Raw genomic sequence first — 26,033 nt, 5'->3', positions numbered from 1 at the left:
CATGGAGATGACCATCCCCAAGCTGCCCGTGGGCAAATGGGCCGCCGATGCCTTCGACTGGTTGGAAACCAACCTCGCCATCGTGTTCGACACGCTGTCATGGCTGCTCGAAGGCATGATCGACGGCATTTTGTGGCTGTTGCAGACGCCGCCCGAACTTCTGGTCATCGCCGTGTTCGTGGGTCTCACCTACGCGCTGCAACGGCGCTGGCAGCCCGCGCTGCTCGTGGCGCTGGGCTTTCTCTTCGTGCTCAACCAGGGCTACTGGGAGGAAACGACCGAAAGCCTGACGCTGGTGCTGTCGGCCTGCGTGGTCTGCATGGGCGTCGGCGTGCCGATCGGCATCGCCGTGGCGCATCGGCCCAAGCTCTATGCCTGGGTCGCCCCCGTGCTCGACCTGATGCAGACGCTGCCGACCTTCGTCTATCTCATTCCGGCCATCGTCTTCTTCGGCATCGGCATGGTGCCGGGCCTGATCGCCACGGTGATCTTCGTGCTGCCCGCGCCGATCCGCCTGACGCAGCTCGGCATCTCCAACACGCCGACCGCGCTCGTCGAGGCCGCGCAGGCCTTTGGCGCGACGCCGCGGCAGTTGCTGTGGAAGGTCGAGCTGCCTTCGGCCTTTCCGCAGATCATGACCGGCCTGAACCAGACCATCATGCTGTCGCTGTCGATGGTGGTGATCGCCGCCCTTGTCGGCGCCGACGGGCTCGGCGTGCCGGTGGTGCGCGCGCTCAATTCGGTCAACACCGCGCTCGGCTTCGAGAGCGGCTTCGTCATCGTCGTGGTCGCGATCATGCTCGACCGCGCGCTGCGCGTGAAGCGAGGGTAATTTCATGAGCGACACCTCCCCCCGCAACGCCGTCGAGTTCGACGGCGTCAACATCGTCTTCGGCGACAAGCCCGAGACCGCCCTGCCGCTGATGGACGAGGGGCTCGAACGCCCCGAGATCTCGGATCGGACCGACCAGGTGCTCGGCGTGCATGACTGCACGCTCGACGTCCCCGAGGGCGAGATCCTCGTGCTCATGGGCCTGTCGGGCTCGGGCAAGTCGACGCTTCTGCGCGCCGTCAACGGGCTCAACCCGGTGGTGCGCGGCGACGTGCGCGTGCGCATGAACGGCGAGATGGCCTCTGTCACGCAGGCCAACAAGAAGACTCTGCGCGAGATCCGGCTGCATCACGTCGCCATGGTGTTCCAGCAGTTCGGCCTGCTGCCGTGGCGCACGGTACGCGACAATGTCGGCCTCGGGCTGGAGCTGGGCGGCATGAGCCGGGCCGAGCGCCGCGACCGGGTCGAGACCGAGCTGGAGATGGTGGGCTTGGGCGACCGCGCCGACGCGCTGGTGGGCGAATTGTCGGGCGGCATGCAGCAGCGCGTGGGCCTTGCCCGCGCCTTTGCCACCGACGCGCCGATCCTTCTGATGGACGAACCCTTCTCGGCGCTCGACCCGCTGATCCGCGCCCGGCTGCAGGACGAGCTTCTCGACCTTCAGGCGCGCAAGAAGCGCACCATCATCTTCGTCAGCCACGATCTCGACGAAGCGTTCAAGCTCGGCAACCGCATCGCCATCATGGAGGGCGGGCGGATCGTCCAGTCGGGCACCCCGCGCGAGATCTTCACCAACCCGGCGAACGGCTACGTGCGCGACTTCGTCGCCCACATGAACCCGCTCGGCGTGCTCTGCGCCCGCGACGTGATGGACCCGGATGCGACGCTCGCCGCCGAGGGTCAGGTCGAGGCGACGACGCCGATCCTCGAGGTGATGGCGCTGATCCACGCCACGCCCGCCCCGCTCGACGTGACCGAGAACGGCCGCGTCATCGGTCAGGTCAGCCCCGGTTCGATCCTCGAACGGCTGGGCGAACTTCCGACCGACTGACCGGCATGGCATCGGGCGCGGCGGCGGTGGCCGCCCGTCGCGCCCGTGCCTCGCGCCAGGTGATGAACAGCACCGCGCCCATGATGATCGCGCCGCCCAGGATGGTGAACGGGTCCACCGGTTCGCCGAACAGCACCGCGCCGATCGCCACCGCCCAGACCAGCTGCAAGAACGTCACCGGCTGCGTGACCGTGAGCGGCGCCACGGCAAAGGCGCGCGTCATCGCGTAATGCCCCATGGTGCCGAGCCCCGCCGCGCCGAAAAGATAGGCCAGCGCCCCGGCCCCCGGCGCCTGCCAGACCGGCAGCGCAAAGGGCAACAGCCCCAGCGGCACCATCAGCGACAGCATCGCCACGATCGCCTCCGCGGGCAGCTCCTCGGACAGCCGTTTCACCACGAGATAGCCCGAGGCGATCAGCATCGCCGTGCCCATCATCGCGATGTGGCCCGGATCGATCTCGCGAAATCCCGGCCGCAGCACCACGAAGGCCCCGACAAAGGCCGCCGCCACCGCCATGACGCGGCGCGGCGGCAGGCGTTCGCCCATCAGGAGCGCCGCCCCCAACGTCACCCAGATCGGGTTGAGGTAATTGATCGCCGTCACCTCGCCCAAGGGAATACGCGCGATGGCAAAGAACCAAAGCCCCACGCCGCAGCTGTGCAGCACCGCCCGCAGGCCCAGAAGCCGCCAGAGCCGGGGCGTGATCCGCGCCCGGCGCAGCGCCGGCAGCATCGGCAGCAGGAAGGGCAGCCCGAGCGCGAAGCGCAGCAGCGCCGTCTGCGCCGCGGGCAAGGCCGAGCCCACCGACTTGATCAGCACCGTCATGCCGACAAAGCACAACCCGGCCGCCAGCATCCAGCCGATCCCGGCGACGGGCGAGCTTTCGGTGCGCGAAATGGATGCTGTCGTCATGCAATTCTCCTCGCGCCACATGAAGCCAAAGCCGGTCGGGATGCAAGCCCGGGCCTTGGCGCGGGCCGATGCCGGGTCATGCGTATTTGCGGAACGAAGTGGCCCTCAGCCGCCCCAGACCAGCCCGGCGGCGATGCTCCACATCACCAGCGCGATGATGGCGTCGAGCACGCGCCACGCGGCAGGCCGGGCAAAGACCGGGCGCAACAGCCGCGCACCAAAGCCCAGCGCGAAGAAGAACAGGAACGATGCCACGACCGCGCCGCTGCCAAAGGCCCAGATCTGCCCCTCGAAGCGCGAGGCGATCGAGCCCAAAAGCACCAGAGTGTCGAGATAGACATGCGGGTTGAGCCATGTCAGCGCGAGGCAGGTCAGCACCGCCCGGCGTAGCCCCGCCGCGCCGTCATCGGCCGCGCGCAATGCTTCGCCGCCGCGCCATGCGGCCAAGGCGGCCCGCGCGCCATACACGATCAGGAACGCCGCCCCACCCCAGCGCAGCAGCGGCGCGATCCATGGCGCGGCCTCGGCCAGCGCGGCAAAGCCCGACACGCCCGCCGTGATCAGCACCGCGTCCGACAGCGCGCAGGTCATCACGACGGCGAACACGTGATCGCCGCGCAGCCCCTGCCGCAGGACGAAGGCGTTCTGCGCCCCGATCGCGAGGATCAGCGACAGCCCGAGCGCGAGCCCGGCAGCAAAGGCGGAAAGGAAACCGGCATCCATGCGCCTGCCTTAGCGGCAGCCCCCCGCCCCCGCAATCTCAGAACGGCACGTCGTCGGCCTGGTCCGAGGCGACGACGAAACGCGCCACCACCTTCTTCTGCCCGGCCTTGTCGAAGGCAATGTCGAGCTTGTCACCCTCTACCCCCGTCACCTCGCCATAGCCGAATTTCTGGTGAAACACCCGGTCTCCAGCGGTGAAGGAGGACACCGCCGTCATGTCGATGGTGATGTTGCGGGTCTCGGCGGGCTGGCGCATCTGCCGCTGCTGGCCGCGCGCCTGCAGCCGTTTCCAGCCGGGGGAGTTGTAGACATCGGCCTTGGCCGCGTTGTCGTGCAGGCGCGATCCCTGCGCCGCGTTGATCGCCGGCGAGGCCTGCGACGACATGCCCGCGGCACCATAGCTGCCGCCATAAAGCCCCGGCGGGGTCAGCACCTCGACATGGGTCTCGGGCAATTCGTCGATGAAGCGCGACGGCAGCTGGCTTTGCCACTGGCCATAGACGCGGCGGTTGGCGGCAAAGGAGATCGTGCAGACCTGTTCGGCGCGGGTGATGCCGACATAGGCCAGCCGCCGCTCCTCCTCCAATCCGCGCAGCCCGCTTTCGTCCATCGAGCGTTGCGACGGGAACAGCCCGTCCTCCCAGCCCGGCAGGAACACCATCGGGAACTCGAGCCCCTTGGCGCCGTGCAACGTCATGATCGACACCTTTTCGCCCGCATCGTCCTGCGCGTGATCCATGATCAGCGCGACATGTTCGAGAAAGCCCTGCAGGCTGTCGAAACCTTCGAGCGCCTTGACCAGCTCCTTGAGGTTTTCGAGCCGACCCGGCGCCTCGGGCGTCTTGTCGTTCTGCCACATGCCGGTATAGCCACTCTCGTCGAGGATCATCTCGGCCAGCTCGACATGGGTGTCGCTCTCGTTCACCACCTGCCCGTGCCAGCGGTCGAGCGCATCGACGAGGATGGTCAGCTCCTTGAGCCCCTTGCCGCCCAGAAGCTTCGACTGCACCACGATGCGCGCGCCCTCGACGAGGCTGACGCCGTTCGACCGGGCCGTCATCTGGATCGTCTGCACCGCCTTGTTGCCAAGGCCCCGCTTTGGCGTGTTGACGATGCGCTCGAAGGCGAGGTCGTCGTCGAGAGACACCGCGAGACGGAAATAGGCCATCGCGTCGCGGATCTCCAAACGCTCGTAAAAGCGCGGGCCGCCGATCACGCGGTAAGGCAGCCCGATGGTCAGGAACCGGTCCTCGAAGGCGCGCATCTGGTGCGACGCGCGCACCAGGATCGCCATGGAATCGAGCCCGATGGGCGCCATGCCGCGGGTGCCGCGCTGCGCCGCCTCGATCTCCTCGCCGACCCAGCGCGCCTCTTCGTCGCCGTCCCAATGGCCGATCAGGCGGAGCTTCTCGCCCTCCTCGGCCTCGGTCCAGAGCGTCTTGCCCAGGCGTCCCTTGTTGGCGGTGATGAGGCCAGAGGCCGCGCCGAGGATATGCGGCGTCGAGCGGTAGTTCTGCTCCAGCCGGATCACCTCCGCGCCCGGGAAGTCCTTTTCGAAGCGCAGGATGTTGCCGACCTCGGCGCCGCGCCAGCCATAGATCGACTGGTCGTCATCACCGACGCAGCAGATGTTCTTGTGCCCGCCCGCCAGCAGCCTGAGCCACAGATATTGCGCCGCGTTGGTGTCCTGATACTCGTCCACGAGGATGTATTTGAACCAGCGACGATACTGGTCGAGCACGTCCTCGCGGCTTTGGAAGATCGTGACCATGTGCAACAGCAGGTCGCCGAAATCGACCGCGTTCAGCTCCTTGAGCCGCGCCTGGTAGGCGGCATAGAGCTTCGCGCCCTTACCGTCATAGGCCGAGGCGTCGGCGGAGGGCACGTTCTCGGGCGTCAGCGCGCGGTTCTTCCAATCGTCGATGATCCCCGCCAGCATCCGCGCGGGCCAGCGCTTGTCGTCGATGTTCTCTGCGGCGACCAGCTGCTTCAAAAGCCGGATCTGGTCGTCGGTGTCGAGAATCGTGAAGTTCGATTTCAGCCCCACCAGCTCGGCATGGCGGCGCAAGAGCTTGACGCAGATCGCGTGAAAGGTCCCGAGCCATGGCAGGCCCTCGACCGTTTCGCCGAGCATCTTGCCGATGCGCTCCTTCATCTCGCGCGCGGCCTTGTTGGTGAAGGTCACGGCGAGGATCTCGTTGGGCCGCGCGCGTCCCGTGCGCATCAGGTGCACGATGCGCGCGGTCAGCGCGCGGGTCTTGCCGGTGCCCGCGCCCGCCAGCATCAGCACCGGGCCGTCCATCGTCTCGACCGCGAGCCGCTGCGCCGGGTTCAGCCCGTCGAGATAGGGGGCGCCCCCGCCGGGCTGCGCCATGGCGCGGCGTGACAGGGGTTGCGCGGCGGCCTCGAAGGCCTCGTCATCGGAAAAGCTGCTCATGGCGCCAATCTAGCGCTCCTGCCCTGCGAAGAAAAGCAGCGTTCCCTGTATGTTCGAAATGCGGCGCAAACCGGGTCTTTGCCTTGGACCTTCGGCAGTTTGTGCCACCGCGCAGCGCCGTGGCGCCCCCCGCGTTAACCGCTCCGCAGGGCTGCGCGGCCATTCTGGCGCGGCAATCACAGGACGGATTTCATGACCGATGCCCGCCTTTTCCGACGTCCGCGGCTCAACATGCTGCTCGTGCTCTTTCTCGGGCTGGCCACGGCGAGCGCGTGGCTGTCGGTGGTCTACCTGCCGACACCGCTGGTCGATCGCATGATGCGCGAGGATATCAGCCACGAAGCCGAGAACTGGCGGACACGGGTGCTGTACGCGCTCGAAGGCGGCAGCCTCACCTTCGAACGCGGCCAGCTCACCGCCGCCGACGCCGAATGGCTCGACGAGGTGACGACCTTGTCGGACATCTACCGCTTCAAGCTGTTCACCGCCGATGGCCGCGTCTTCTGGTCCTCGCGCCCCTCGGACGTCGGCACGGTCAACGAGAAACCCTATTTTCAGGACGTCGTGGCGCGCGGCCGGAAATACTACAAGGCCGAGATGAAGCCGATGGAGGAGGTCGACAGCCACCTGCACACCGAACATGACCACCACCTGCCCGGCGAAACGCTCTGCGTGGCCGAGATCTATACCCCGGTGATGCATGATGGCCGCTTCGTCGGCGCGATCGAGTTCTATACCGACATCACCGAAATGGGACACATCTTCACCGAGCGGCTGCGCAACATCTTTCTCGCGCTGTCGAGCATCTCGCTGCTGCTGCTGTTGTTGACCAGCGTGGTGATCCGCCACGCCGGACGCACGCAGGTCCGCATGCTGCGCCAGCGCGCGCTCAAGGAACGCGAGATGATGGACGACCAGATGCGGCTTGCACGCGAGGTGCGGCTTCTGGGAGAGTTGAACGAATGGCTGCAATCCTCGCGCTCGCTGGGCGAGCTGTTCGAGATGGTCGGCCGTTTCATGAGCCACATCCTCCCCGACTGCGAGGGAAGCGTCTATGTCTACTCCAATTCACGCGACGTGCTGATGGGCGCGGCAAGCTGGAATGGCGGGCATCACTGCGACCACATCCGGGCCGAGGATTGCTGGGGCCTGCGCCGGGGGCGCACCTACAGCTTCGGCGCCTCCGAGGTGGATTTCCCCTGTGGCCATTCAGAGGCGCAGGACGACCGGCCCTCCTTCTGCTTTCCGGTGCTCGCGCATGGCGAAACGGTGGGGCTGCTGCATCTCAAGGCCAGGCCGGGGCTTGGCGTCGAGGACTTCCGCGCCAGCCAGAAACTCGCGCAGATGTGCGCCGAACAGATCAGCCTCGCCATCGCCAACGTGCAGATGCGCGACCAGCTGCATGACCGTTCGATTCGCGATCCGCTGACCGGGCTCTACAACCGCCGCCACCTGACCGACACGCTGCGCCGTCTTCTTGAACGGTCCGGGCGCGAGGACCGGCCCCTGTCGATTCTTTCGATCGACGTAGATCACTTCAAGCGCTTCAACGACACGCATGGCCATGACGCGGGCGACATGGTGCTGCGGGCGGTGGGCAAGGTGCTCGAACAGGCCTGCGACGGCGACGAGACCGCCTGCCGCATGGGCGGCGAGGAGTTCATGCTGCTGCTGCCCGACCTGGGCCCGGAGGCGGCGGCACTGCGCGCCGAGGCGCTGCGCCACGCGGTCGAACACATCAGCGTGCGTTATGGCGAAAAGACCCTGCCCCGCGTCACCGTTTCGATCGGGCTTGCCATGCATCCCGATGACGGCGCCATGCCGCAGCAGCTCATGAAGGCGGCCGATGACGCGCTCTATGACGCCAAGGCGCGCGGCCGCAACCAGGTGGCGATCGCGGGCGAGGAGACGGCCGGCGCCGATGCCACCGCCCCCCCGCAAGAGCCCGTCCAGATCGGCAAGGCCAGTTGACGGGGCCAGCTGACCGGCGCGCCCGGTCCCGGCAAACCGCCGCCGCGCCCATGCGAATCTCGTTTCGCGGCAGGGCTTTGCCATGAAACGGCGCCGACACGCCCAGGCTGAATGGCTGTTACCCTCCTCACCCGGCCCGAGAAGCCGAGCGCCTGGCAAGGCGGGCCCGACCCGCCGTTAGCGCTATCAGTAGCATGGCGGGTGCGTTCGGACACATCATGTCGGGGCTATACTGCACTGCAGAAAACCCTAGACTGCGCCCTGACCAAACGGAAAGGGTGGACATGGCCGAGTTCGAAAAGATCCTCATCGCCAATCGAGGCGAGATCGCGATCCGCGTGATGCGCGCGGCGAACGAAATGGGCAAGAAGACCGTCGCGGTCTATGCCGAGGAGGACAAGCTCGGCCTGCATCGCTTCAAGGCGGACGAAGCGTACCGCATCGGCGAGGGGCTGGGGCCGGTGCAGGCCTATCTTTCGATCCCCGAAATCATCCGCGTCGCCAAGATGTCGGGCGCCGACGCGATCCATCCGGGCTATGGCCTGCTTTCCGAGAACCCCGAATTCGTCGATGCCTGCGAAGCCGAGGGCATCGCCTTCATCGGCCCCAAGGCCGAGACGATGCGCAAGCTCGGCGACAAGGCCAGCGCGCGCCGCGTCGCCATCGAGGCCGAGGTGCCGGTGATCCCGGCCACCGAAGTGCTGGGCGAGGACATAGACGCGATCCGCAAGGAGGCCGCCGAGGTCGGCTACCCGCTCATGCTCAAGGCGAGCTGGGGTGGCGGCGGCCGCGGCATGCGGCCGATCATGGATGAGAGCGAGCTGGAGGAGAAGGTGCGCGAGGGCCGCCGCGAGGCCGAGGCCGCCTTCGGCAATGGCGAGGGTTATCTCGAAAAGATGATCCTGCGCGCCCGCCATGTCGAGGTGCAGATCCTCGGCGACCAGCATGGCCAGATCTACCACCTGTGGGAGCGCGACTGCTCGGTGCAGCGCCGCAACCAGAAGGTCGTCGAACGTGCCCCCGCCCCCTACCTGTCGCACACCCAGCGCGAACAGCTGTGCAATCTTGGCAAGAAGATCTGCCAGCACGTGAACTACGAATGCGCCGGCACGGTCGAATTCCTGATGGACATGGATTCGGGCGAATTCTACTTCATCGAGGTGAACCCCCGCGTGCAGGTCGAGCACACGGTGACCGAAGAAGTCACCGGCATCGACATCGTGCGCGCGCAGATCATGATCGCCGAAGGCCGCTCGATCGTCGAGGCCACGGGCTGCGCCAGCCAGTATGACGTGAAGCTCGACGGCCATGCGCTGCAATGCCGGGTCACCACCGAGGATCCGCAGAACAGCTTCATCCCCGATTACGGCCGCATCCAGACCTACCGCTCGGCCACCGGCCCGGGCATCCGGCTCGACGGCGGCACCGCCTATTCCGGCGCGGTGATCACCCGGTTCTACGATTCGCTGCTGACCAAGGTGACGGCGCGCGCGCCGACGCCCGAGATGGCAATCGCGCGGATGGACCGCGCCCTGCGCGAATTCCGCATCCGCGGCGTCTCGACCAACATCGACTTCGTCATCAACCTGCTCAAGCACCCGACCTTCCTGTCGAACGAATACACCACCAAGTTCATCGACACGACGCCCGGCCTGTTCGAGTTCGCCAGCCGCCGCGACCGCGCCACCCGGCTTCTGAGCTATGTCGCCGACATCACCGTGAACGGTCACCCCGAAACCGAGGGCCGCGCCCGTCCCGGCGCCGAGGCCCGCGCGCCGCGCGCCCCCGCCCAGCGCGTCGAGCAGCCGCTCGCCGGCACCCGGCAGATCCTCGACGAACAGGGGCCCCAGGCCGTCGCTGACTGGATGAAGGCGCAAGAGCGGCTTTTGATCACCGACACCACCATGCGCGACGGTCACCAGTCGCTGCTGGCGACCCGGATGCGGTCGATCGACATGGTGCGCGTGGCCCCCTCCTATGCCGCCAACCTGCCGGAACTGTTCTCGGTCGAATGCTGGGGCGGGGCGACCTTCGACGTGGCCTACCGCTTCTTGCAGGAATGCCCGTGGCAGCGGCTGCGCGACATCCGCGCCAACATGCCCAACATCATGACGCAGATGCTGCTGCGCGCCTCGAACGGTGTCGGCTACACCAACTATCCCGACAACGTGGTGCAGGGCTTCGTGAAGCAGGCCGCCGCCAGCGGCGTCGACCTGTTCCGCGTCTTCGACAGCCTGAACTGGACCGAGAACATGCGCGTCGCGATGGACGCGGTGATCGATGCCGGCAAGGTCTGCGAAGGCACGATCTGCTACACCGGCAACCTGCTCGACCCGGCGCGCGACAAGTATGACCTGAAATACTACGTCGCCATGGCCAAGGATCTCGAAAAGGCGGGCGCGCATGTGCTCGGCCTCAAGGACATGGCCGGTCTCTTGAAGGCCCCGGCGGCCACCCGTCTCTTCACCGCGCTGAAGGAAGAGGTCGGGCTGCCGATCCACTTCCACACGCATGACACCTCGGGGGCTGCGATTTCGACCGTGATGGCGGCGGCGGCGGCGGGGGTCGACGCGATCGACGCGGCGATGGACAGCTTTTCGGGCAACACCTCGCAACCCACCCTGGGCTCGATCGTCGAGGCGCTGTCGGGCACCGAGCGCGACACCGGGCTCGACATCGACGCGATCCGCGAGATCTCGAACTACTTCGAGACGGTGCGCGCCCATTACGCGGCGTTCGAATCCGGCCTGCAGGCCCCGGCCTCCGAGGTCTATCTGCACGAGATGCCCGGCGGGCAGTTCACCAACCTCAAGGCGCAGGCGCGTTCGCTCGGGCTCGAGGAGCGCTGGCACGAGGTCGCCAAGACTTATGCCGAGGTGAACATGATGTTCGGCGATATCGTGAAGGTCACGCCGTCCTCGAAGGTGGTGGGCGACATGGCGCTGATGATGGTGAGCCAGGGGCTGACCCGCCAGCAGGTCGAGGACCCGTCATACGACGTGTCCTTCCCCGACAGCGTGATCGACATGATGAAGGGCAATCTCGGCCAACCGCCGGGCGGCTGGCCCGCGGCGCTGCAAAAGAAGGTGCTGAAGGGCGAAAAGCCGCTCAAGGACCGGCCGGGCAAGCATCTCAAGCCCGTCGATTTCGAGGCCGCCCGCGCCGAGGCCGCGCAGGCCTGCGGCGGCATGGAGATCGATGACGAGGATCTGCAGGGCTACCTGATGTATCCCAAGGTCTTCACCGATTACGCCAAGCGCCACGCGCAATACGGCCCCGTGCGCACCCTGCCCACCCGCAACTTCTTTTACGGCATGGAGCCAGGCGAAGAGGTCTCGGCCGAGATCGACCCCGGCAAGACGCTGGAAATCCGGCTGCAGGCGGTGGGCGAGACCGGCGATGACGGCGAGGTGCGGGTGTTCTTCGAACTCAACGGCCAGCCGCGCACGGTGCGCGTGCCCAACCGCAAGGTCGCGGCCAAGGCGCAAAAGCGCCCCAAGGCCGAGATCGGCAATCCCGCCCATGTCGGCGCGCCGATGCCCGGCGTGGTTTCCACCGTGGTCGCCCAGCCCGGCCGCAAGGTGAAGCAGGGCGACCTGCTCTTGACCATCGAGGCGATGAAGATGGAAACCGGCCTGCATGCCGAGCGCGACGGCGCCATCAAGGCGGTGCATGTCACCCCCGGCGCGCAGATCGACGCCAAGGACCTGCTGGTGGAGCTGGAATGAGCCGGATCGGCGCGGTCAGCCTCGTCGTGCCCGATTACGACGAGGCGATCGCCTTCTTCACCGGCCCGATGGGCTTCGTGCTCGCCGAGGACGTGGACATGGGCGACAAGCGTTGGGTCCGGGTGGTGCCGTCTTCGGGCGGCGCCGGGCTCATCCTTGCCCGCGCCGACGGCCCCGCGCAGCGTGCCGCCATCGGCGCGCAGGGCGGCGGCCGGGTCTGGCTGTATCTCGAAACCGACGATTTCGCCCGCGAACACGCGCGGATGCGCAGCGCCGGCGTGGTGTTCGAGGAAGAACCGCGCCACGAGCCCTATGGCATCGTGGCGGTGTTTCGCGATGCGTGGGGCAACCGCTGGGACCTGATCGAACCGGCGCACCCGGCCTGATCCGAGGGCGCCGGTCAACCAGAACACGGCGCGCGCCACCGAATGCCGCGCGCCGTGTTCGCCCCCGCCCGGACGGGCCGAAAATTTCCGCCCCGAACCGTCGTTTTTCCGCTTGCACCCCCCGGCTGCCTTGGCTACATCCGCCACACGAAACGGAAGCGGGTGTAGCTCAGGGGTAGAGCATTACCTTGCCAAGGTAAGGGTCGTGAGTTCGAATCTCATCACCCGCTCCAGTTTCGATCTTCCCGACATCGCAGACAGCGCCTTGGCCCCGGCCCCGGCCCGCCCTATAGACGGCACCGACACGTCAATGAGGGATGCGATGCGCACCGCCAAGATCACCCGCAGCACCGCCGAGACATCGATCGAGGTCGAGATCGATCTCGACGGCACCGGCGTCTACGACAACAAGACCGGCGTCGGCTTTTTCGACCACATGCTCGACCAGCTGTCGCGCCATGCGCTGATCGACATGCGGATCCGCGCCGAGGGCGACCTGCATATCGACGATCACCACACGGTCGAGGACACCGGTATCGCGCTGGGACAGGCGCTGAAACAGGCGCTGGGCGACAAGACGGGCATCCGCCGTTACGGGTCGTGCCATCTCGCGATGGACGACGCGCAGGTGCGCTGCGCGCTCGACCTGTCGGCCCGGCCCTTCCTGATCTGCAATCTCGACTTCCGCGCCGCCAAGATCGGCAGCTTCGACACCGAGCTGGTGCAGGAATTCTTTCAGGCGCTGGCCACCCATGGCGGCATCACGCTGCATATCGACCGGCTGCATGGCCACAACACCCACCACGTCGCCGAAGCCGCCTTCAAGGCCGTCGCCCGCGCGCTGCGCGAGGCGGTCGAACCCGATCCGCGGCGCGCGGATGCCATTCCATCGACCAAGGGGGCGCTATGAGCCTTACCGCGCTGATCGACTATGAAAGCGGCAACCTGCACTCGGCCCAGAAGGCGTTCGAGCGCATGGCGCGCGAGGGCGATGCGGGCGAGGTGATCGTCACTTCGCGCCCCGAGGACGTGGCCCGCGCCGATCGGATCGTGCTTCCCGGCGACGGCGCGTTTCCGCATTGCCGGAACGCGCTTTCGGCCCAGCCCGGCCTGCTTGATGCATTGGTCGAGGCGGTGGAAAAGAAAGGCCGCCCCTTTCTCGGCATCTGCGTCGGCATGCAGCTTCTGGCCGAGACAGGCCATGAATACGAGCGTACCGAGGGTTTGGGCTGGATTCCCGGCGAGATCGTGAAGATCGAGCCCGGCGATGCCGCGCTCAAGGTGCCGCATATGGGCTGGAACGACCTCGTCATCGATCGCCCCCACCCGGTGCTGGCAGGCATCTCGACCGGCGATCACGCCTATTTCGTGCATAGCTGGCAATTCCGCCCGACCGATCCCGACACGCTGCTCGCCCATGTCGATTACGGCGGGCCGGTGACGGCGGTGGTGGGGCGCGGCAACGTGGTGGGCGCGCAGTTCCACCCCGAGAAGAGCCAGGCAGCGGGGCTGCGGCTCATCGCCAACTTTTTGAACTGGACCCCCTGACGGCAAAAGGCCCGCGCGAGACGCGGGCCTTTTCGTGTCGCGGGCAGACCCGTCACTTCAGGAAAGCGGCGAGATCTTCGTAGAGCCTGTCGGCATGGGTCGCGGTGAGCCCGTGCGGCGCGTCGTCGTATTCCTTGAGCGTGGCCTTGTCCCCGATCAGCTTGGCCGCGCGGCGGCCCGACGGATCTGCGGGCACGGTTTCGTCCTTGGCGCCATGCACCACCAATGTCGGCACATCAAAGGCCTTCATGTCCCCGGTGAAGTCGGTCGTGCCGAAGGCGTCGACGCAATCGAGCGTGGCCTTGGGGCTGGCCTGCATCGCCATCATCAGCGACCAGTGCAGCACGCCATCGCTGACCTTGTTGCCATAGAAGCTCTTGAAGAACTCGCGCAGGAATTCGGGCCGATCCTTGCGCAACCCCGCCTTCATGCCTTCGAACACGTCGGGCGTGACGCCATCGGGATTGTCGCCGGATTTCAGCATCCCCGGCGCGACCGAGGCGATCAGCCCTGCGGCGCGGAGATTGCGTCCCTCGTGGCGCGACATGTAGCGCGCCACCTCGCCGCCCCCCATGGAAAAGCCGACGATGGCGGTGTCCTTGAGATCGAGCTCACGGATCACCGTGTCGAGATCGTCGGCCATGGTGTCGTAATCATAACCCGCGAAGGGCTGGCCCGAGCGGCCGAAGCCGCGCCGGTCATAGGCCACGACCCGGTGGCCCGCCTCGGCCAGCCGCACCGCCTGATATTCCCAGCTGTCGGAGTTGAGCGGCCAGCCATGGATCAGCACCACGGGGCGGCCTTCCCCCCAATCCTTCACGTAGAGCTGGGTCTGGTCCTTGGTGGTGACGAGGGGCATGCGATGTCCTTCCCTTGGTCGTGTCGCCGGAAAAACCCCGGCACCCCCCGCGCTGTTCCGGGATCTATTGCACCTTCTGCCAGACGCCGCCTTCGCGGCAGAAGCCCAGCACGCAGCCCGAAACCGAGAGGCTGGAGCCGCTCAGCATCAGCTTGGAGTTGTAGGTCTTGCCGCTGTCGGGGGCGAAGACCTTGCCGCGATACTCACCGCCGCCCTTGGCCACCGTTTCGGAGATGATGTTGCGCCCCAGATTGGGCGAGGCGATCTCGGCGCCACCCGGCCCGAAGGCTTTCACGAGCTGGCCGCAAAGCTGCGCGCCGCAGGGTGCGACCTGCACAAGCCCGCTGTTGCCGTTGTCGTCCGGCGCGGTGCGCCAGGTCCCCACGAGCGGTTCGGCCGCGGCCGCCCCCGCCAGCGCCACGAGCGCGCATGCGGCCCATGCCAGTTTCTTCATGATCGTCTCCTCCTCAATCATGAGGCGAAGCTGACCCGAACGTCACCCCGGCTGGCAAGGCTGACGTGGCGTTGCATCCGGCGGCCCCGCATGCCACAGCGCGGGCGCATCACCTGCCTGCGGAGACATTGCCATGATCCTCTACCCCGCCATCGACCTCAAGGACGGCCAGGCCGTACGCCTGCTGCGCGGCGAGATGGACAAGGCCACGGTGTTCAACGACGATCCGGCGGCGCAGGCGCGTGCCTTCGTGGAGGCGGGCACCGAGTGGCTGCATCTCGTCGATCTCAACGGCGCCTTCGCGGGTGAGCCGGTCAACGGCGCGGCGGTGGAGGCTATTCTCGCGGCCTGCCCCGGAACCCCTGCGCAGCTCGGCGGCGGCATCCGCGACATGAAGACGATCGAGACATGGATCGACAAGGGTCTCGCCCGCGTCATTCTCGGCACGGTGGCGGTCGAAAACCCCGACCTCGTGCGCGAGGCGGCCCGCGCCTTTCCGGGCAAGGTCGCGGTCGGGCTCGACGCGCGCGATGGCCGCGTGGCCACGCGCGGCTGGGCCGAGGAGACCGACGTGATGGTCACCGACCTGGCGAAGAGCTTCCAGGATGCCGGGGTCGCGGCGATCATCTACACCGACATCGCCCGCGACGGCGCGATGGCGGGTCCGAACGTGGCGGCGACCGAGGATCTCGCCCGCGCCGTGTCGATCCCGGTGATCGCCTCGGGCGGCGTCTCCTCGCTCGACGATCTCAAATCGCTGCAACGGACCGGCGTGATCGCCGGCGCGATTTCGGGCCGCGCGCTTTATGACGGCGCGATCGACCTCGCCGAAGCGCTGGCGCTCCTGCAGGGCTGATGCCGAGAGGCACCGCCCGATCCCTCGCGCGGTGCCCCTTTCACCATTCTCCAAATACGCATGGCCCGCCATTTCCGACCGGCGCGCCCGCGACGGTCAGCTGCCCGCCGCCGCCTTGGCGAATTTCTCCAGGGCATTCTCCATCTTTTCGATCGCCTCGAGGTCATCATCGACCGCGAGATCGTCAAAGCTCTCCTCCGGCTCCTCATAGGCGACGAAGACCTGCCCCGACCCGTCATCATAGGCGAGGATCTTGAGCGGCAGGTAGAGACCGGCGAGCGGGTCCTCCTGCATCACCGGCGTCCCGAGCTGCGGGTTGCCGAAGATCAGCAGCTGGCTGTCGGCCAGCGTCATGCCCGCCTTTTCGGCCCCGGCGCCGTGATCGACGCGCGCAAAGACGGTGGCGCCCGCCTCGGTCACGGCCGCTTCGAGCCGGTCCATGACCTCGGCGACGGAGCCGGTGGCCTGCATGGTTTCGGTGTCGGCCATGGCAGGGGCTGCGAGAGTGGCGGCGGCAAAGCCTGCGAGGATCGTGCGTTTCATGTGAAATGCTCCCATTGTGCTGCCGCCCAACGAGAAACCCGGCGTTCCGTTCCGGCACTGGCCCCGGCCCGCCTTGGGCGCTAGAAGGACCGCGACAGCCCGGAGGCCGCCCATGCTCAAGACCCGCATCATCCCCTGTCTCGACGTGGCCGATGGCCGCGTGGTGAAGGGCGTCAATTTCGTCGACCTGCGCGATGCGGGCGACCCGGTGGATGCCGCGCGCGCCTATGACGCCGCGGGCGCCGACGAGCTGTGCTTTCTCGACATTCACGCCACGCACGAGAATCGCGGCACGATGTTCGATCTCGTGCGCCGCACCGCCGAAAGCTGCTATATCCCGCTCACCGTGGGCGGCGGTGTGCGCAGCCATCACGACGTGCGCGCGCTGCTACTCGCGGGTGCCGACAAGGTGAGCTTCAACTCGGCCGCCGTGGCCGACCGCACGGTGGTCACCGAGGCCGCGCAGCGCTTCGGCGCGCAATGCATCGTGGTGGCGATCGACGCCAAGACGGTGGAGCCGGGCCGCTGGGAGATTTTCACCCATGGCGGCCGCAAGCCCACCGGCATCGACGCGGTCGAATTCGCGCGCGACATGGAGGCGCGCGGCGCGGGAGAGATCCTGCTGACCTCGATGGATCGCGACGGCACGCGCCAGGGCTTCAACCTGGCCCTGACCCGCGCGATCTCCGACGCGGTCGACATCCCCGTGATCGCCTCGGGCGGCGTCGGCACGCTCGACCATCTCGTCGAAGGGGTCACCGAGGGTGGCGCGAGCGCCGTTCTGGCGGCTTCGATCTTCCATTTCGGCACGTATTCCATCGCCGAAGCCAAGGCACACATGGCCGCGGCCGGCATTCCGATGAGGATGGCATGAGCCTGCATGATCTCGCCGCGACGATTCTTTCGCGCCGCGGCGCCGACCCGGACACCAGCTGGACCGCGAAGCTTCTGGCCAAGGGCCCCGAGAAATGCGCCGAGAAGTTCGGCGAGGAGGCGGTCGAGGCGATCATCGAAGCGGTGAAGGGCGACCGCGAGAAGCTCACATCAGAGGCCGCCGATGCGCTGTATCACCTGCTGGTGATGTGCGCCGCGCGCGATGTGAGCCTCGATGACATCGAAACCGAGCTGGCGCGCCGCGAGGGACGGTCGGGGATCGCCGAAAAGGCGGCCCGGCCCGAATAGAAAAAAAGCCCGGGCATCGGCCCGGGCTCAGAGGTGTGGAACGAGGGACAGTGAAATGAAACGCATATGTTCCAGATACGCGCTCATGGGTAACATCCTACCCGGCAAAAGGTTCCACGAATAGAACCCATCCCCAACTTGTGAACGCGACCGCCGCGCCGCGGCGGATCACGTGGAGGTTGTGGCCCGTGCCGCATAGAGCGCCACGGCAGCGGCGTTCGACACGTTGAGTGAGCCAAAGCCCCCCGCCGCGTCGATCCGCACCAGCGCGTCGCAGGTTTCGCGCGTGCGCTCCCTGAGCCCCGGCCCTTCGGCGCCGAGCACCAGCGCCACGGGGCGGTCGCGCTTGCCTTCGATCGCCTGCTCGATGCTCTGCTCCGCCTCGCCCGCGAGGCCCAGCACCAGATAGCCCATTTCCTTCAGCCGCCCCATCGTGTCGGCGAGGTTGCGCACCCGCAGATAGGGCTGACGTTCGAGCGCGCCCGAGGCGGTCTTGGCCAGCGCCCCGGTTTCGGGCGCCGAATGGCGCTGCACGCCGATCACCGCGCGCGCGCCGAACACCTCCGCCGAACGCAGGATCGCGCCCACATTGTGCGGATCGGTCACCCGGTCGAGCAGCAGGAGCCGCGGCGGCCCCGTCCGCTCCCCGCCCAGCGCGATATCGTCGAGCGAGCCCCAGTCGAGCGGTTTGACTTCGAGCGCGGCGCCCTGATGCACGGAATCGGCATCGATCGGCGCCGCGAACTTGCGCGCATCCGAAATCTCCGGCTCCATGCCGCTTTCGGCGATGGCGTCGGCCAGCTTGGCCTGCGCGTTCAGCGTCACGACGAGCCGCAGCCGTTCACGCCGGGGGTTCATCAGCGCATCGCGCACCGCGTGCAGCCCGAAAAGCCAGACCGTCTCGGCGGCCGAGGCGCGTTTGGACTGTTCCTTCTCGATCACCCATTTCGGCTTCTTCATGGCGTTCTCCGCTGTGCTCAGGCCCCGCCTGATTGCGCGCTCGGGCCCGCGAAGTCCAGCCGAAGCGGCGCGCGTGACCCGCCGTCGGGGAAGCCGGATTTTGAGGTTGACGCCCCCCGGCCTCACGCGTATTCCCGCTCTCGCACCGGGTCGAGACCCGGCTGCGGGCGACGAGCTGCAAGGTGCGGCAGCGGACTGTAACTCCGCCGGGGAGACCCACGCCTGGTTCGATTCCAGGGTCGCCCACCACTCCCCCCCTTTGCGCGAGATGGTGGTTTGACCGACCCCGTGACCCTTCATAGGGTCGCGCGGGGGAACGCGCATGGGTCAGTTCGACATCGTCATCATCGGCCAGTCGGGCCGGATCGAGACCGAGGCGCTATTGCTCGCGGCCTCCTTGCGCGCCCATGCGCCGGGATTCGCGGGCCGCCTGATCGTGGCCGAACCGCAGCCCGGACCGCTCTGGCACGAAGATCCACGCATGAGCGCGCAAACCCGCGCCATGCTGCGCGATCTGGGCGCCGAGATCCTGCCCTTCGAGAACCGGCATTTCGGCAGCGCCTACCCGCATGGCAACAAGATCGAGGCGCTCGCCGCCCTGCCCGCCGCGCCGTTTTTGTTTCTCGACAGCGACACGCTGATCCTGGGCGATATCGGCGCGCTGCCGATCAACAGCGTGGCCCCCGCCGCCTCGATGCGGCGCGAGGGCACATGGCCGGTCCCGACCCCTGGCTGGCTCGGGTATAGCGAAAGCTGGCGGTCGCTCTACGACCGGTTCGGGCTCGATTTCGAAAGCTCGCTCGATCCGTCGCAGCCCGAGGAATGCTGGAAACGTCATCTCTATTTCAACGCGGGCTGGTTCTGCGGCCCCGACGCGCAGGCCTTCGGGGCGCGGTTTCGCGCGTTCGCGGTCGCGATCCGCGACGACCCGCCCGCGCAGGTGGCGCAGCAGCCCTTTACCCCGTGGCTCGACCAAGTGGCGCTGCCCTTGGTGATCCATTCCCTTGGCGGCGGCCGCCCCGGTCACGATCTCGACGGGCTCGACGGGGCGATCACCTGCCACTACCGCAGCTTTCCGCTGCTCTATGCCCGCGAAAGCGATGCCGTCGTCGCGGCGCTCGAACGCGTGGCCGCGCCGAACCGGCTCAAGACGCTCCTGAAACGGCACGCGCCGCTGCGCCGCATGGTCTATCAGGGGCGCGGGGCCAAGGCGCGCGCGCTGTTCGACCGCGCCGCCCTGCCCGCGCAGGAAAAGCAGATCCGAACCATCCTGCGCGCCCACGGGTTCTGGATGAGGTGACACCGCATCACAGGAGGCCGCGATGATCGAGGAGATGCTGTTTCAGGGCTGGAGCGGGATCATCCGCACGGTGCTCGTCGGCGCGCTGGCCTATGTCGGGCTCATCGCCTTCCTGCGCATCTCGGGCAAGCGGACGCTGGCCAAGCTCAACGCCTTCGATCTCGTGGTGACCGTCTCGCTCGGCTCGACGCTGGCGACGATCCTTTTGTCGGAAAGCGTGGCGCTGGCCGAGGGGCTGACCGCCTTCGCCATGCTGATCGGGCTGCAATACGCCGTGGCGCGCGGCTCGGTCGCCTCGGGGCGATTTGCGCGGCTGGTGCGCTCCGAGCCGCGGCTCTTGATGCACAAGGGCGAGATCCTGCACGACGCGCTGCGCCGCGAACGGGTGACCGAAGAGGAGCTGTTGTCGATCATCCGCAGCAATGGCAGCGCCGCGGCCGACGAGGTCGCCGCCGTGGTAATCGAAAGCGACGGCGCCTTCAGCGTGATTCCCAAGCCCGCTGGCGGCGGCGCGGCGGAGTTCGCCAGCGCCGACCTGCCAAGGCGGGGCTGATGCGGTCACTCGATCCCGTAGACGAGGCTGACCCCGGCCGAGATCTCGACTTCGCCCTGCGCGATCGGGACGCCCCCATCGGCGGCCATGCGCATCTCCATCATCGGACGCGGCCCGTGACCGCCCCCCGATTCCGACAGCGACAGAAGCGGGCCCAGCTTTACCCCGGCGGCCTCGGCATAGAGCTCTGCGCGGGCGCGGGCATCGGCCACGGCGGCGCGGCGCGCCTCGTCATGGGCACCGGCACGGTCGGCCAGCGCGAATTCGATCCCCTCGAGCCGGTTCGCGCCTTCGCCCACCGCCGCGTCGAGCACCGCGCCCAGCGAATCAAGATCGGTCACGCGCATCTCAACCATGGTGCTGGCGACGAACCCTTCGGGCTCGCGCGCCCCGTCGCGCGGGCGGGCATAATCGCGCCCGAGGCTGAGCTGACCGGTCTGGACGTTCTCGGGCGCGATTCCGGCCTCTTCGATCCGCGCGAGCACCCGGCCCATCGCGGCGTTCATCGCGTCGAGCGCGGCGCGCGCGGTGTCGGCGGTCTCGCTCACCCCGAGCCGGACCCGCGCCAGCTCCGGGACGGCGCGGACATGGCCCTCGCCGATGACGGTGATGCTGCGCGGGGGCGCGGGGGCGGGATCGACCGGCTGGGCGGTCGCAGCCGTAGCCAGCCCGGCCATGAGGACGAGCGCGGCGAGAGGGGCGTGTTTCATGGTATCCTCCTGATTTTCGCCGCATCGAACGCCGCGACGCGGCGCGACGCAAGAGCCGTGCGATCACAACCGCCGCGGGCGGGTTGCGCGCGCGGAAAGCTGCCTGCAAAATGCCGCCGGTCTGGCGCGTCTGTTCCCGGACCCCGCCAGTGATGCTAAGGCCTGCCGCATGATACCCAACTTCGCCCTGTCGCTCTCGCTCGAGGGCCTGAGACTGCTGCACCGCGGCACCGCGGGATGGACCCGCATCGGCGAGGTGGCGCTCGACAGCGCCGACCTTTCGGGCGATCTCGCGCGGTTGCGCGCGGCAGCGCTCGCCCATGCGCCCGAGGGGCTGCGCACCAAGCTGCTCATTCCCAACGACCAGATCCGCTATCTCGTGCTCGACGGGGCGCGCGATGCGGACGCGGTGGCCACCGCGCTCGAAGGCACGACGCCCTACGCCGTGGACGAGCTGGTGATCGATTTCGTGGTCGAGGCCGGGCGCACCCATGTCGCAGCGGTGGCGCGCGAGACGCTGGAGGAAGCCGAGAGCTTCGCGCGCGAACATGCGCTGGAGCCGGTGGCCTTCGCCGCCGTGCCGGCGCCCGACGATTTCCCGGGCGAGGTGCTGTTCGGCCCGGTGCCCGGGCTCGGTGCCGCCGTGGCGCGCGACGACGATCCCGTGCACGAGGTTCCGTCGGAGCCCGTGCCCGTCCCCCTTGCAGAAGACGCGTCCCTGACGCCGGAGGTGGACGACACCCTGCCGCCGGAGGTGGACGACATTCCGCCGCCGGAGACGGATGGCCCCCTTCCCGACGCGCTGGCCGACCCGGCCCTGCCCCGTCCCCAGCAACCACCCCTCGACGCCGCGGACACCGCGGCACACGAAGATGTCGGCGCGTCGTCGGAAACATCGGCACCGCTGCCTCCCGGCCCGGCGGAGGAAGACACCGACGCCCCCGGCGCCGCCATGGCCGAGCCGCCCCGGCCGGAGCCCGCGGCTGACGCGTCCGCCCCCGCCAGCAGCCGCGCGGCTGCGCCGCAGGAGATGGACGAGGATGACGACCTGCTCGCCATCACGCCTCCTGCCCGAACGCCCGAACCCCGGCCGCAGGTCGCGCCGCCGGTGGAGCCCGAGGCGCGCGGTCCCGGGGAGGACGACCCCGTGCAGGGCGACGATGCGCAGCACGCCGATGCGCAGGATGACGCGGCCCTCGATACGCCGCCGACGCCGCCGCGCCCGGTGACGCCCCCCGCCGACACGCCGCTGCCGCCGCGCGGCGACACCGCGCAGCCCGCCCCCGCCCCCGGCCCGGACGGGTCCGCGCGCCGCATCATGCCGCCCGCCATGCCCCGGCCCGGCGCGCCGCCCGCCGCAATGCCCGCGATGCCCGAAAAGGACGACGTGGCAGATCAAGGAGCCGATGCCGAAACGGCGGCGCTTGCCGCAGGAGCGGCCCTTGTCTCGCCTGCCGCCGACACGCCTGCCGGCCGCCCGCTCCCGACCCCGCGAAAGGCCCATGATCGCGCCAGCGAACGCGAGCGCATGACCGTATTCGGCGCGCGGAGCACAGCGCCGGAACGCCACCCCGGCCGGGTCGCCCTGATCGCGGCGGTGGTGGCGATCGCGGTGCTGGCGCTGCTCGCCAGCCTGTGGCTGGGCAGCGGCGAGGAAGAGCCGCAGGCCGGGCTGTTGCGCGATGCAGCGCCGACGGCCGCCCCGGCCGCCGAAGACGTCGCAGCCGCCGCACCGCAAGACCCCGCCTCCGACCCCGTCGCGACAGCCACGCCCGCGCCGCAGCCCGATTACGACGACTACCCGGCCCCCGATCCCGGTCCCACGGCGGCGGTCAGCCCCGCCGAGGCCGAGCGCATCTATGCCGCCACGGGCGTCTGGCTGCGCGCGCCCCGCCTGCCGCTGACGCCGCGTGCGGAGCCGTTCGGCACGCCGCTTTCGGTCGCGCTCGAACCGGTTTCCGCCACGGCGGGCGGGACGCGTCTCGCGGCGGCAGCGCCCGATGGCGGTCTGCCGATGCAGGCCGACCCGCCGCCCGCGGGCAGCGTCTTTGCCCGCGATGCGCGCGGCTTCATCGCCGCGACCGCCGAAGGCACGGTGACGCCACAGGGGCTCGTCATCTATGAAGGCCGGCCCGACGCGGTGCCGCCGACCCGGCCCGGCACGGTGGCTCCGCCGCCCGAGCAACAGGCCGACGCCGAAGCGACCCCGGAAGATGCCCCTTCGGGTGAGCCGGTCACGATTGTCGTGCCCGGCAGCGGGGACGACGCCTCCGAGGCGCAACCCGCCGCCCCTCCCGTGGTGCCGCCCACCCGGCCGGACACCGTGGAGACCGACGCGCAGGCGGACGCCGCCGGGGCCGTGACCCCCGGCGGCGTTGCGCTTGATGCGCTGCGGCCCGCCCGTCGCCCCGAGGAGGCCGCGCCCGAACCGCTTGCCGCCTATGAAGGCCCGCGCCCGCCGCTGCGGCCCGAAGGGTTGGTCCCGGATGCCGAACCGCAGGTGACCCAGGCCGCAGATGCGCAGGCCGCCGCGCTGGCGCAGGCGGTAGGCGCGGCCCCCGACGCCCCGCCGGTGCGCGCCAGCGTGGCCGACGCGCTGGCCTCGCTGATGGCCGATGCGCCGGATCCGCTCGCCAATGCCACGCCGCAGGCTGTGCCGACCGCGCGCCGCCCCGATCAGAGGCCGCGCAATTTCGACCGCGTGGTGGCCCGCAGCCGCGCCACCGCCCCCCCAAGCGGCGGCGGAGGCGGCGAAGCGCAGCCGGTCGCCAACGCCACCGTCGCACCCGATGGCCCGGTGCCCGGCAGCGTCGCCCGCGCCTCGACCAGCAACAACGCCATCAACCTGAGCGACATCAACCTCATCGGCGTCTATGGAAAGCCCGGCGCGCGCCGGGCCCTGATCCGCATGCAAAACGGCCGCTACCTGCGCGTCGGCATCGGCGACAGCCTCGACGGCGGCCGCGTCACGGCGATCGGCGACGACGTGCTGAACTATGTCCGGCGCGGCCGCACGCAGGTCCTGAAGATCCCCGACTGAACCGGTTGTCCCCATCGCCGCGTTGCCTTTGCCGCGACCAGAGGCGATAGCTGAGACATGCAGGGATTTCTTTTACAAGCCACGATCTATCTCGGCGCCGCGGTGATCGCGGTGCCGCTCGCCGCCCGTCTCGGGCTCGGTTCGGTTCTGGGCTATCTCGCCGCCGGGATCATCATCGGGCCCGCCACCGGGCTGGTCGGTTCGGAGACCGAGGATCTTCAGCATTTCGCCGAGTTCGGCGTGGTGATGATGCTGTTCCTGATCGGTCTCGAACTGGAGCCGCGCGCGCTTTGGAACATGCGACAACGATTGATCGGGCTGGGCGGCGTGCAGGTCGTGCTGACCACCGGCCTGATCTTCGGCGCCGGAAGCCTGCTCGGGCTCGATCCGCGGGTGGCGCTGGCCACCGGGTTGATCTTTGCGCTGTCCTCGACCGCCATCGTGCTGCAGACCCTGTCGGAAAAGGGGCTGATGCAGACCCAAGGCGGGCGCTCGGTGTTTTCGGTGCTGCTGACGCAGGACATCGCGGTGATCCCGATGCTGGCGCTGCTGCCGCTTCTGGCGGTGTCGGGGCATGGCGGCGGTTCCGCGCATGAGGCCCCGGCCAATCCCGACGCCCCCGGCGCCCGCGAGGTCGAGGCCGCGCGCACCCTGATCGAGAACCTGCCCGGCTGGGCCGTCACGCTGGTGACGCTGGGCGCGGTGGCGGTGGTGGTGCTGGCGGGCATCTACCTGACGCGGCCGGTGTTTCGCTACATCCACCATGCGCGGCTGCGCGAGCTTTACACCGCGCTCGGCCTGCTGATGGTGGTCTCGATCGCGGTGCTGATGGAGCTCGTGGGCCTGTCGCCCGCGCTCGGCACCTTTCTGGCGGGCGTGGTGCTCGCCAACTCCGAATTCCGACACGAGCTGGAGAGCGACCTCGAACCCTTCAAGGGGCTTTTGCTGGGGCTGTTCTTCATCACCGTGGGCGCGGGCATCGATTTCGGCGTGCTGTTGCGCAGCCCGTTGCAGATCGTGGCGCTGACGCTCGGGGTGATCGTCATCAAGGGCGGCGTGCTCTACTTGCTCGCGCGGCTGGCCAAGATGCACACCCGCGACCGCTGGCTGTTCACGCTGGCGCTGGCGCAGGCGGGCGAATTCGGCTTCGTGCTGTCGTCCTTCTCGCTGCAGCAGGGCGTGCTGGCGCAGGGCGATGCCGAGATGATCCGCCTCGTGATCGCGCTGTCGATGCTGGTGACGCCGCTGCTGTTCATCCTCTACGAACAGCTCGTGAAGCGCGCCGAAAAAGCGCCCGATCCCGACCCCGACGAGATCGATCACCAGGCGCCGATCATCATCGCCGGAATCGGCCGTTTCGGCCAGGTGGTGAGCCGTCTCGTCCAAGGCGCGGGTCTCGACACCGTCGTGCTCGACCACGACATGGAGATGGTCGAAACCATGCGCCGTTTCGGCTTTTCGGGATTCTTCGGCGATCCGACCCGGCCCGACATCCTGCATGCCGCGGGGCTGGAGACGGCCAAGGTGCTGGTGGTCGCGCTCGACGACCGCAACGCCGCGCTCAAGCTGGTGCGCCATGCCCGCGCACAGCGGCCCGACCTGCACATCGTGGCGCGCGCCTATGACCGCGAGCATGTCTACCAGCTGTTCCAGGCGGGGGCGAACGACATCGTGCGCGAGCTGTTCGATTCGAGCCTGCGCGCCGGGCGCTACGTGCTGGAGAACATGGGCCTGTCGAAGTTCGAGGCCTCGGAGGTCGAGATGGCCTATTACCACAGCGACCGGGCGGTGGTGCGCGAGCTGGCGCAGCTTTGGAAGCCCGGCGTGCCGGTGTCGCAGAACCCCGAATACGTGGCCCGCGCGCGCGAGCTGAACAAGGATCTCGAAACCACGATCCTTGAGCGGCTGCACCCGCAGGGCGACCCCGACGAGGCCGAGGCCGCCGAGAGCGAGGTGGGCTACCGCAGCAAGGATCGCGGCTGAGGGG

Annotated in this window: 22 protein-coding genes and 2 tRNA genes; 16 read left to right on the top strand and 8 right to left on the bottom strand. The window is 68.5% G+C overall.

What is annotated here, in order from left to right:
- Nucleotide 1 precedes the first annotated feature (1 nt).
- Nucleotides 2-832: a choline ABC transporter permease subunit gene (gene choW / locus LOKHON_RS12965; protein WP_017927097.1), complete on the top strand. Its 831-nt coding sequence runs from the start codon at nucleotides 2-4 to the stop codon at nucleotides 830-832.
- Nucleotides 833-836: 4 nt separating this feature from the next.
- Nucleotides 837-1,883, top strand: coding sequence for a choline ABC transporter ATP-binding protein (gene choV / locus LOKHON_RS12960; RefSeq protein WP_017927096.1), 1,047 nt, complete (start codon nucleotides 837-839; stop codon nucleotides 1,881-1,883).
- Here the strand turns inward: choV and LOKHON_RS12955 are convergent.
- The 3 genes from LOKHON_RS12955 to LOKHON_RS12945 all read right to left on the bottom strand — a co-directional run bounded on the left by LOKHON_RS12955 (nucleotide 1,834) and on the right by LOKHON_RS12945 (nucleotide 5,956).
- The gene (locus LOKHON_RS12955; protein WP_017927095.1) at nucleotides 1,834-2,796 is read right to left on the bottom strand and encodes a DMT family transporter; all 963 of its coding nucleotides are present in this window, start codon (nucleotides 2,794-2,796) and stop codon (nucleotides 1,834-1,836) included. The genes choV and LOKHON_RS12955 overlap by 50 nt on opposite strands.
- Nucleotides 2,797-2,901: 105 nt before the next feature.
- A complete protein-coding gene (locus LOKHON_RS12950) occupies nucleotides 2,902-3,519 on the bottom strand; it encodes a LysE/ArgO family amino acid transporter (RefSeq protein ID WP_017927094.1) in 618 nt (205 codons plus the stop codon).
- A 37-nt stretch (nucleotides 3,520-3,556) separates the two neighbouring features.
- A complete protein-coding gene (locus tag LOKHON_RS12945) occupies nucleotides 3,557-5,956 on the bottom strand; it encodes an ATP-dependent helicase (protein ID WP_017927093.1) in 2,400 nt (799 codons plus the stop codon).
- Nucleotides 5,957-6,148: 192 nt separating this feature from the next.
- Here LOKHON_RS12945 and LOKHON_RS12940 point away from each other — a divergent pair, with 192 nt between their 5' ends.
- The 6 genes from LOKHON_RS12940 (at nucleotide 6,149) to hisH (ending at nucleotide 13,589) form a co-directional block, all read left to right on the top strand.
- Nucleotides 6,149-7,927: a sensor domain-containing diguanylate cyclase gene (locus LOKHON_RS12940; RefSeq protein WP_017927092.1), complete on the top strand. Its 1,779-nt coding sequence runs from the start codon at nucleotides 6,149-6,151 to the stop codon at nucleotides 7,925-7,927.
- A 284-nt stretch (nucleotides 7,928-8,211) separates the two neighbouring features.
- Nucleotides 8,212-11,655 (top strand): pyruvate carboxylase, encoded by a 3,444-nt coding sequence (locus LOKHON_RS12935; RefSeq protein WP_017927091.1) that lies wholly within the window; start codon nucleotides 8,212-8,214, stop codon nucleotides 11,653-11,655.
- On the top strand, nucleotides 11,652-12,041 hold the full coding sequence (locus LOKHON_RS12930) for a VOC family protein (protein WP_017927090.1): 390 nt from the start codon (nucleotides 11,652-11,654) through the stop codon (nucleotides 12,039-12,041). The genes LOKHON_RS12935 and LOKHON_RS12930 overlap by 4 nt, the downstream gene beginning before the upstream one ends.
- Before the next feature lie 158 nt (nucleotides 12,042-12,199).
- Nucleotides 12,200-12,274, top strand: a tRNA-Gly gene (locus LOKHON_RS12925).
- A gap of 89 nt (nucleotides 12,275-12,363) precedes the next feature.
- The gene (gene hisB / locus LOKHON_RS12920; protein ID WP_017927088.1) at nucleotides 12,364-12,951 is read left to right on the top strand and encodes an imidazoleglycerol-phosphate dehydratase HisB; all 588 of its coding nucleotides are present in this window, start codon (nucleotides 12,364-12,366) and stop codon (nucleotides 12,949-12,951) included.
- Nucleotides 12,948-13,589, top strand: coding sequence for an imidazole glycerol phosphate synthase subunit HisH (hisH, locus tag LOKHON_RS12915; protein WP_017927087.1), 642 nt, complete (start codon nucleotides 12,948-12,950; stop codon nucleotides 13,587-13,589). The genes hisB and hisH overlap by 4 nt, the downstream gene beginning before the upstream one ends.
- A 52-nt stretch (nucleotides 13,590-13,641) precedes the next feature.
- Here the strand turns inward: hisH and LOKHON_RS12910 are convergent, their stop codons facing one another.
- Together LOKHON_RS12910 and LOKHON_RS12905 are read right to left on the bottom strand one after the other, a co-directional pair.
- Complete coding sequence (locus LOKHON_RS12910; protein ID WP_017927086.1) at nucleotides 13,642-14,448, bottom strand: alpha/beta fold hydrolase; 807 nt, start codon at nucleotides 14,446-14,448, stop codon at nucleotides 13,642-13,644.
- A 64-nt stretch (nucleotides 14,449-14,512) separates the two neighbouring features.
- The gene (locus tag LOKHON_RS12905; RefSeq protein WP_017927085.1) at nucleotides 14,513-14,902 is read right to left on the bottom strand and encodes a DUF2147 domain-containing protein; all 390 of its coding nucleotides are present in this window, start codon (nucleotides 14,900-14,902) and stop codon (nucleotides 14,513-14,515) included.
- A gap of 133 nt (nucleotides 14,903-15,035) precedes the next feature.
- Here LOKHON_RS12905 and hisA point away from each other — a divergent pair, with 133 nt between their 5' ends.
- A complete protein-coding gene (gene hisA / locus LOKHON_RS12900; protein ID WP_017927084.1) occupies nucleotides 15,036-15,758 on the top strand; it encodes a 1-(5-phosphoribosyl)-5-[(5-phosphoribosylamino)methylideneamino]imidazole-4-carboxamide isomerase in 723 nt (240 codons plus the stop codon).
- A 96-nt stretch (nucleotides 15,759-15,854) separates the two neighbouring features.
- Here the strand turns inward: hisA and LOKHON_RS12895 are convergent, their stop codons facing one another.
- Nucleotides 15,855-16,301 (bottom strand): DUF302 domain-containing protein, encoded by a 447-nt coding sequence (locus LOKHON_RS12895; RefSeq protein WP_026147366.1) that lies wholly within the window; start codon nucleotides 16,299-16,301, stop codon nucleotides 15,855-15,857.
- 112 nt (nucleotides 16,302-16,413) lie between these two features.
- Here LOKHON_RS12895 and hisF point away from each other — a divergent pair, with 112 nt between their 5' ends.
- A complete protein-coding gene (gene hisF / locus LOKHON_RS12890; RefSeq protein WP_017927082.1) occupies nucleotides 16,414-17,175 on the top strand; it encodes an imidazole glycerol phosphate synthase subunit HisF in 762 nt (253 codons plus the stop codon).
- Nucleotides 17,172-17,483, top strand: coding sequence for a phosphoribosyl-ATP diphosphatase (locus LOKHON_RS12885; RefSeq protein ID WP_017927081.1), 312 nt, complete (start codon nucleotides 17,172-17,174; stop codon nucleotides 17,481-17,483). Before hisF ends, LOKHON_RS12885 begins: the two co-directional genes overlap by 4 nt.
- Nucleotides 17,484-17,651: 168 nt before the next feature.
- Here the strand turns inward: LOKHON_RS12885 and rlmB are convergent, their stop codons facing one another.
- Nucleotides 17,652-18,443 (bottom strand): 23S rRNA (guanosine(2251)-2'-O)-methyltransferase RlmB, encoded by a 792-nt coding sequence (gene rlmB, locus LOKHON_RS12880; RefSeq protein ID WP_017927080.1) that lies wholly within the window; start codon nucleotides 18,441-18,443, stop codon nucleotides 17,652-17,654.
- Between the two features lie 165 nt (nucleotides 18,444-18,608).
- Here rlmB and LOKHON_RS16225 point away from each other — a divergent pair.
- The 3 genes from LOKHON_RS16225 to LOKHON_RS12870 all read left to right on the top strand — a co-directional run bounded on the left by LOKHON_RS16225 (nucleotide 18,609) and on the right by LOKHON_RS12870 (nucleotide 20,296).
- Nucleotides 18,609-18,692 (top strand) — tRNA-Tyr (locus LOKHON_RS16225).
- Nucleotides 18,693-18,765: 73 nt separating this feature from the next.
- Entirely contained in the window at nucleotides 18,766-19,743 is a 978-nt protein-coding gene (locus tag LOKHON_RS12875) for a hypothetical protein (protein WP_017927079.1), read from the top strand.
- A 22-nt stretch (nucleotides 19,744-19,765) separates the two neighbouring features.
- On the top strand, nucleotides 19,766-20,296 hold the full coding sequence (locus LOKHON_RS12870) for a DUF421 domain-containing protein (protein ID WP_017927078.1): 531 nt from the start codon (nucleotides 19,766-19,768) through the stop codon (nucleotides 20,294-20,296).
- Nucleotides 20,297-20,301: 5 nt separating this feature from the next.
- On the opposite strand, the gene LOKHON_RS12865 is transcribed toward LOKHON_RS12870, so the two are convergent.
- Nucleotides 20,302-21,006, bottom strand: coding sequence for an SIMPL domain-containing protein (locus LOKHON_RS12865; RefSeq protein ID WP_017927077.1), 705 nt, complete (start codon nucleotides 21,004-21,006; stop codon nucleotides 20,302-20,304).
- A 169-nt stretch (nucleotides 21,007-21,175) separates the two neighbouring features.
- Between LOKHON_RS12865 and LOKHON_RS16220 the strand changes: the two genes are divergently transcribed.
- Together LOKHON_RS16220 and LOKHON_RS12855 are read left to right on the top strand one after the other, a co-directional pair.
- A complete protein-coding gene (locus tag LOKHON_RS16220) occupies nucleotides 21,176-24,046 on the top strand; it encodes a hypothetical protein (protein WP_017927076.1) in 2,871 nt (956 codons plus the stop codon).
- Between the two features lie 57 nt (nucleotides 24,047-24,103).
- Nucleotides 24,104-26,029, top strand: coding sequence for a monovalent cation:proton antiporter-2 (CPA2) family protein (locus tag LOKHON_RS12855; RefSeq protein WP_017927075.1), 1,926 nt, complete (start codon nucleotides 24,104-24,106; stop codon nucleotides 26,027-26,029).
- The last annotated feature ends 4 nt before the right edge of the window (nucleotides 26,030-26,033 follow it).

Source organism: Limimaricola hongkongensis DSM 17492 (assembly GCF_000600975.2).
GTDB lineage: Bacteria > Pseudomonadota > Alphaproteobacteria > Rhodobacterales > Rhodobacteraceae > Limimaricola > Limimaricola hongkongensis.
This window is presented reverse-complemented; position numbering and strand designations above follow the sequence as displayed.